Source organism: Synechococcus sp. F70.1 (genome assembly GCF_047502745.1).
Lineage (GTDB): Bacteria > Cyanobacteriota > Cyanobacteriia > Thermostichales > Thermostichaceae > Thermostichus.
In genome coordinates this window covers 1-6548 of the sequence record NZ_JANSJL010000005.1, presented here as the reverse complement: position 1 = coordinate 6548, position 6548 = coordinate 1, and the positions used below count along the sequence as shown (strand labels likewise).

The 6548-nt window shown below is 61.0% G+C and carries 10 protein-coding genes; 4 read left to right on the top strand and 6 right to left on the bottom strand.

What is annotated here, in order from left to right:
* The first annotated feature begins 137 nt into the window (after positions 1-137).
* The 3 genes from NW860_RS00100 (at position 138) to NW860_RS00090 (ending at position 2038) form a co-directional block, all read left to right on the top strand.
* Complete coding sequence (locus tag NW860_RS00100) at positions 138-779, top strand: PAS domain-containing protein (protein WP_414511861.1); 642 nt, start codon at positions 138-140, stop codon at positions 777-779.
* Positions 780-808: 29 nt separating this feature from the next.
* Complete coding sequence (locus tag NW860_RS00095; RefSeq protein ID WP_414511860.1) at positions 809-997, top strand: hypothetical protein; 189 nt, start codon at positions 809-811, stop codon at positions 995-997.
* 138 nt (positions 998-1135) lie between these two features.
* On the top strand, positions 1136-2038 hold the full coding sequence (locus NW860_RS00090; protein ID WP_414511859.1) for a sensor histidine kinase: 903 nt from the start codon (positions 1136-1138) through the stop codon (positions 2036-2038).
* Here NW860_RS00090 and rlmN read toward each other — a convergent pair.
* Entirely contained in the window at positions 2035-3117 is a 1083-nt protein-coding gene (rlmN, locus tag NW860_RS00085) for a 23S rRNA (adenine(2503)-C(2))-methyltransferase RlmN (protein ID WP_414404804.1), read from the bottom strand. The two genes, NW860_RS00090 and rlmN, sit on opposite strands and share 4 nt — an antisense overlap.
* 136 nt (positions 3118-3253) lie before the next feature.
* On the opposite strand from rlmN, the gene NW860_RS00080 reads away from it, so the two are divergent.
* Entirely contained in the window at positions 3254-3850 is a 597-nt protein-coding gene (locus NW860_RS00080) for a chromophore lyase CpcT/CpeT (RefSeq protein ID WP_414394291.1), read from the top strand.
* Here NW860_RS00080 and NW860_RS00075 read toward each other — a convergent pair.
* The 5 genes from NW860_RS00075 to NW860_RS00055 form a co-directional block, all read right to left on the bottom strand.
* Positions 3847-4377 carry a hypothetical protein gene (locus NW860_RS00075; protein WP_414394289.1) on the bottom strand — a complete coding sequence of 177 codons (531 nt, stop codon included), beginning with the start codon at positions 4375-4377 and terminating at the stop codon, positions 3847-3849. The two genes, NW860_RS00080 and NW860_RS00075, sit on opposite strands and share 4 nt — an antisense overlap.
* Before the next feature lie 132 nt (positions 4378-4509).
* The gene (gloB, locus tag NW860_RS00070) at positions 4510-5268 is read right to left on the bottom strand and encodes a hydroxyacylglutathione hydrolase (protein WP_414394287.1); all 759 of its coding nucleotides are present in this window, start codon (positions 5266-5268) and stop codon (positions 4510-4512) included.
* Between the two features lie 6 nt (positions 5269-5274).
* Entirely contained in the window at positions 5275-5538 is a 264-nt protein-coding gene (locus NW860_RS00065; protein WP_414410334.1) for a DUF3143 domain-containing protein, read from the bottom strand.
* 88 nt (positions 5539-5626) lie between these two features.
* Positions 5627-6043, bottom strand: coding sequence for a J domain-containing protein (locus tag NW860_RS00060; protein ID WP_414394284.1), 417 nt, complete (start codon positions 6041-6043; stop codon positions 5627-5629).
* Between the two features lie 102 nt (positions 6044-6145).
* Positions 6146-6328: a 50S ribosomal protein L32 gene (locus tag NW860_RS00055; protein ID WP_414394282.1), complete on the bottom strand. Its 183-nt coding sequence runs from the start codon at positions 6326-6328 to the stop codon at positions 6146-6148.
* Positions 6329-6548: the final 220 nt, after the last annotated feature.

The window sequence follows — 6548 nt, the reverse complement described above, 5'->3', positions numbered from 1 at the left end:
GCAGGTGGGATCCTGGGAGATGGCGGCCTCACAAGGGCTGCTGCGTCTTGAGGTGGACGGGGGTTTAGGTAAAGGCCATTCAGGAGGAAGGGGGGCTAAATTTCTATTTCCTACACGGGATCCCGGAGAGCACCCTGTTGGCCCCCGTCTATAGCAGCACGCAGCAGGCGGCTCTGTGGGGAGGGGGGCTGCTACTGGGCTTTCTGGGAGTTGGGATCCTCCTGGACAAAGCCCTCTCTCGCCCGCTGCGCCGCCTTACCCAAATAGCCGAGCAATTTGTGCACAGTGGGATCCCAGCCTTGGCCTCTATGGATCCCGGCCCCATCCAAGAGGTGCAGACCCTGGCCAAAGCTTGGCAGCAGGCGGCCGCTAACCAACAGGCTTTGTTGGATCGCCTCTGGCAACAGCAGCAGCAGTACTGCGCTGTGGTGGAGCAGCAGACGGAGCTGATCTGCCGCTTTCGGCCCGATACTTCCATAACCTATGCCAACCCGGCCTACCTGCGCTTCTTTGGCCGCTCCGCAGAAGAAACGATAGGCAGGCGCTGGAGGGATTCTCTGCCGCCAGAAGAACGGGAGGCGGTACTGCAGGCGCTGGCCGTCCTCACGCCTGAGCACCCCTTCCACCGCAGCGAGCGGGAGTACCCCGGCGAAGACGGACAATCCCGCTGGGTAAGCTGGGTAGATCGGGGCATTTTCGACAGCCAAGGCCAACTGGTGGAGATCCTGTCGGTGGGGCGGGAGATCACCGAGCAAAAAAGCGGGCCCAACAGCAGCTAGAAGCCCTTAACCGCGAGCTAGAAGCCCAGGTGGCGCTGCGCACCGCCCAGTTGGAGCAGGCTTTGCGCTTTGAGGCAGTGCTGCGCTCCCTCAGCGGCCAGATGGTGGCCAGCCTCAAAGAGGGAGAGATCTTGGAAGAGGTGGTCAAGAGCCTAGCCGAGGCTCTCAACCTGACTGGCTGTCATATTCTCTTGACCAGCGCCGATGGATCCTCTTGAATCCGGGCTTGCTCTTTTCCAGAGAAGGCGGATCCCGCCTCCCTTAACGATCCTGAGCTTGGGCACCTGCTGCACTCCCATGCCTTGCCCTGGGAAGTCCACTGGTGTTCTCAAAGAGGCGGGCGCTGGGTACACCTCTTGGCTTGCTCCCTTCGAAACCACCAAGAGCGGCTGGGGCTCTTGCTGTTGGAGCGGCAGCAGGAGTTTTTCGAAGCCGAGAGACAACTGGCCTATCAGGTGGTCAACCTGTGCGCCCTGGCCCTGCGCCAGGCCCGTCTGTACGAGGAGACCCGGGCCCAAGTGAAGGAATTGGAGCGGCTCAACCTGCTCAAGGATGATTTCTTGAGTACCGTCTCCCACGAGCTACGCACCCCCATGGCCAATGTGCGCATGGCCCTGCAGATGCTGCAAATAGCCTGCGATAACCCTAAGAAACAGCAGCACTATTTCGCTATCGCTCTCAAAGAATGCAACCGACAAATTGATCTCATCAACGACCTGCTGGACATACAGCGGCTTTCAGCCGAGAAGTATCTGCTCCAGCCGGAAGAGATCTTCCTGCCGCACTATTTGCGGGATCTGGTGGCGGCAGCCCAGCCTCTAGCCCAGGGCAAAAAGCAGAACTTGCAACTGCGCCTAGAAGAGGGGATCCCCCCCCTTAAGGCAGATCCCAAGGCTCTGGGCCGCATCCTGCGCGAGCTGCTGCACAACGCTGTCAAGTACACCGCCCCTGAGGGATCCATCCGTCTGCAGGTAACTCCAGAAGGAGAAGGGGTCCTCTTTGTCTGTAGCAACAGCAGCGAGATCCCAGAGGCGGAGCTGCCCCGCATCTTTGAGAAGTTCTACCGGATCCCGAAGGCGGATCGCTGGGAGCACGGCGGCACCGGGTTGGGGTTGGCTTTGGTCAAGCAACTGGTAGAGCGCATGGGGGGGCAAATCTCCGTCAGCAGCGCAGAGGGATGGACCCATTTCCGCGTCTGGCTACCTTCTGCCCTGCCAGCAGCAACTGCAAAAAGCCTTGAACCTGCGGGCGCCGCCTAGGAACGGCCAAGGGCCGGCTCAGGGGAAGGCAAGCTGGAAGCGCGCAAGAAGGATCCCCGCAGCTGACCGCAAGCAGCGTTGCCATCTAGGCCACGGGTCTGGCGCACGCTGGCCTGGACGTGGTGTTCCTCTAGCAGGCGGACGAACTCCGCCACCCGCGCTGGGTGAGGGCGCTGATAGTTGGCCTCGGCGATGGGGTTGTACGGGATCAGGTTGACGTGTAGGCGTGCCCCCGACTGGCTGGCCTGGCGCAGCAGGTGGGCCAATTGACGGGCATGGATGGGCAGGTCGTTGACCCCGGCTATAAGCGTATACTCAAAGCTAACCCGCCGTCCCGTGCTCAGCATGTAGTCGCGGCAGTCCTGGATCAAAGCCTCCAGGGGATAGTGGGCTGCGGAAGGGATCAGCTGTTGCCGCAGCTCCTGGTTGGGGGCATGCAGGCTGACGGCCAAGGTAATCTGCAGCTTTTGCTGGGCCAGCCAGGGGATCTGCCGGGGCACGCCCACTGTCGAGAGGGTGATGTGCCGCTGGCCGATGCCAATATCCTGATTGAGGCTGCGGATGGCCTGCACCACGGTGTCGCGGTTGAGCAGGGGCTCCCCCATGCCCATGAAAACCACGTGGCTGACGCGGCGGCCAAAGTCTTCCTGCACCGTTAGCACCTGATCCAGGATTTCGTGCAGCTTGAGGTTGCGCCGGTAGCCCATCTTGCCAGTGGCGCAGAAGTCGCAGGCCATGGGGCAGCCCACCTGGGAGGAGACGCAGACGGTCAGCCGTTTGGCGGTCGGGATCCCCACCGTCTCGATCAACTCCCCATCCGCTAGCTGCAGCAGCAACTTAACTGTGCCGTCGCGGGTCTCCGTCCGCTGCACCACCTGGGAGCGCCCCACTGGGTAATCCCCCAGCGCCTCGCGCCAGGCCTTGGGAAAAACCGTCACCTCCTGCAGGGAGCGGATCCCTTTTTGGTAGAGCCAAGTGTGCAGTTGTTGCCCGCGGTAGGCCGGCTGCCCCTGGGCAACTGCCCAGTCTTTCAAGGCAGCTAGGGATTGCCCAAGCAAGGGAAGCGGTGGGGCGGACATAGGCCAGTGGGCAACAGATCCCAAAAGTTGGGTTCTTCCACTCTAGCTTGAAGCCCCAAAGGCTTGCTTTGGCAGCCGGGGCTAGGGTCTTGGATAATGAGTTTGCCCTTGCACGACTAGGACTTTGGCTTGCGCTATGTCGGTTTCGCCGCAACTGGCCCAACTGGCTACGTGGATGGCCGGCCACTTCAACAATCAGCAGCAGGCCATGGCCGAGCCGGTCTGGTTTGCCAACATTCACGTCTACCAGTGCCCTCTGCCGTGGTCGGTGTTTCAGGGGATAGGGTTTTACGTGGAGCAACTGTATGACATCTACCCCGACCAGCCCTACCGGCAGCGGGTCATCCACCTTTTCGAGACGCCGGAGGGGATCCGCATCCAAAACTACGCCTTGGGATCCCCTGAGCTCTACAAATGTGCTGGCCGAGATCCGGGAAAACTGGCCAACCTGACGGCGGCAGAGCTGGAACTCTTGCCCGGCTGTGTGATTCAGGTGGAATGGACGGGATCCTGCTACCGGGGCCGCAGCGTGCCCGGCAAAGGCTGTATTGTCGAGCGCAAAGGCAGAACCACCTACCTGTACAGCGAGTTCGAGATTGGAGCCGACTACTTCCACAGCCTGGATCAGGGCCGTGACCCCGAAACGGATCAAGTGGTCTGGGGATCCCTTTCGGGCCCCTTTCGGTTTGTTAAAAAACAGGATTTTTCCTGCTACTTGCCCCGCTGGAGCTAGCTAGGTGCCGTCCAAATCCAGAAGGCGATGATCCCATCCCAAAGCAGTAGCAGCAGGGCAAAGCCGCCCAGCAGGGCGTACATCCAAGGCTGGACATAGGGGCGCAGCCCGTCGATTTCCAGTCCCGTATGGCGCTGCACCAGCGCTACCAGTTCCCGGAAGCGGCTCACCCGCATGGGCAAAAGGACGCGATCCCCACTGCGGCTGACCAGGTAGTACACCAGACCTCCTTGGCTAGTGGAGCGGGGTTCAAGGTGCTCGACCTCTGCCCAGCGGATCTGCCACTCCTGCCGCACAAAGGGCGGCACCCAGGCGGGGTAGGTGGCCCGCATGCCCACCGCGTCCACCTGGATCTGTTGGCTCAGGGATCCCAGGAGTAGCCCCCAGCCCAGCAGCAGGGCTGCCAGCAGAGCTCCCTGCGCTAGAGGCGTGCCTTGGCGGGCCAGCAGAAGAGGTAGGGGCAAGACTAGTGCCCAGTACAGGGCTTGCACCGAGAAGCGGATCAAAGGCGAAATGGGGAAGGTCATAGACACTCCCAGCCTAGGGCGTGACGTCTCCCCTCTCCATTGAGGGGCATTCCTCTTGCAGAAAGGTGGGTGGCGCTGGCCAGTCAGAAAGGATCCCGAGCACAGCTTGGCCCCGTTCGCGTTCGGCACGCCCTAGAACTGATCCTTCATGCCTCGCAGCCGAGCAAAAACCTGCACCGGATCTAGAACTCCGGTGGCCGCTTGCAAAGCCGGCTGATCCCAGCGCAGGAAGGGGTTGGTGCGGCGCTCTTCGCCGATGGTGCTGGGCACAGTTGGGGATCCCGCTTGGCGCAGGGCCGCCACCTGCTGATAGCGCGCCTGCAGGTCAGGGTTGTCCCCGTCCACCGTCAGGGCAAATCTGAGATTGTTCAAGGTGTATTCGTGGGCACACCACACCCGCGTGGCTTCCGGCAGCTGCCGCAGCTGATCCAGGGATCCCACCATCTGCTCTGGAGTGCCCTCAAAGAGTCGCCCGCATCCCCCCGCAAACAGGGTATCGCCACAGAAGAGATCCCCGCTCTCAGGGAAGTAGTAGGCAACATGTCCCCGGGTGTGACCGGGCACAAACAGCACCGTCGCCTGCCGGCCCGCAAACTCCACTGTCTCTCCTGCCCTAAGCTCCACCGTCTGGCCAGGGATCCGTCCCCGATCCGCCTGGCTGCCGTAGACAGCCGCACGAGGATAGCGCTCCAAGAGCTGTCGGTTCCCCCCCACATGGTCGTGGTGGTGGTGGGTGTTGAAGATAGCTACCAACTCCGCCCCCAGCTCAGCCAGTTTATCCAGCACCGGCTCGGCCACTGCCGGATCCACCACCGCCGCCGTTGCCGTTTCGGGATCGTAGAGGAGGTAGATGTAATTGTCGCGCAGGGCAGGCAGTTGCAGAATGCGCATGGCCACTTACTCCTCGAAAATGGCCCGTTCTACATCCTTGCGGCTGAGGGAGTAGGGGAAAGACAAAGTCTTGGTGTTGCCGTTGGGGTAGGTGTAGCGCACCCAAATGCTAGTTTCTTCCAAGCGCAGGCAAGCTTTCCAGCCAGGTCGTTCGCAAAACCACTGCTCCACATCCTCGGGATCGCGGGTACAACCCTGCTCCTCCAGCCACTGTTCGATCGAGGGGAGCGAGTGATTGTACAGAGGTGTGGTTTCAGGCGGCAAAGGCATGGCGAGATGGCAAAAGCTACCCCCGCTACTCTATTCAAGCACTTTAGATGCCCAGCATTCCCTGGCCTCCCGCGGCTGGGCAGCCCAGTTAGCCCACTCTCCCCTCCCGCAGCCAAGCCAAAACGCCTGCCAACACTAGGCAGAGCACAAAAGTAGCAGCCATCAGCAGCAGGGCACAGAGCTCACCAGCAGAAAGCGGTCGGGTTTCCATGGGCAGCTCAAGGGCCTCTGCCTCCCGCGAGCCTCTTTGCTCGAGCGATCCCGCCTTGGCCCTCATTGCCTGGAGGCTTGCATCGTAGATAGCCCGCTTGGCAGGGTTGCTGAGAACAAGGTAGGCTTCCTGCAACTCTTGGAAGCAGCGAAGCGCCACCTCCGGCGCCAGAGGAGAGGTGTCAGGGTGGTAGCGCTTGCTCAACTGCCGGTAGGCCCGCCGAATTGCTTCAGGAGAGGCTCCTGGGGACAGGCCCAGCCGCTGGTAGTAGGTCAGAGAGCTCAACGAGCGCATGCAAGTTGCTGGGCAAGACTAGGGGCAACAGAATGGCTCCTAGGAGAGCTTGACCTTAATGTAAACCACTCTTTGAGCTATGGGGATCCCCCCTGCCAGCCTCTATTCTTCTCCCTCCTCCTCTTCAGACTTGGCTTTGGGGTAGTAGAAACTGGTGTTGCGACCGCTGAGAATGGCGCGCCCAATGGTCATCGCTCGCTGGGCGTGGATCTTGGCTTTGGCTAGCCAAACAGCATACCGCCTGCGACTGCGAGCTTTAGAGGTTTTCTTCTTAGGAACAGGCATAGCTTGTACAAAAGCACAGCTTTACTAGGCTAGCACTGGGCTTGCACCCTCGATCCCAGGCGGGTCAAGCTTTTTCCGGCAACTCCCCAAGGGCGAGCACCTCCGCCCAATCTTAGCTGTTGAGATCTGTCAACTCTTCTACGCAAACCTTCCCAATCCCTTTTGCCAACAGCCTTGGAATCGGTATTCTGGAAACAGGCGGCCAGGCGACGTCGGCCAC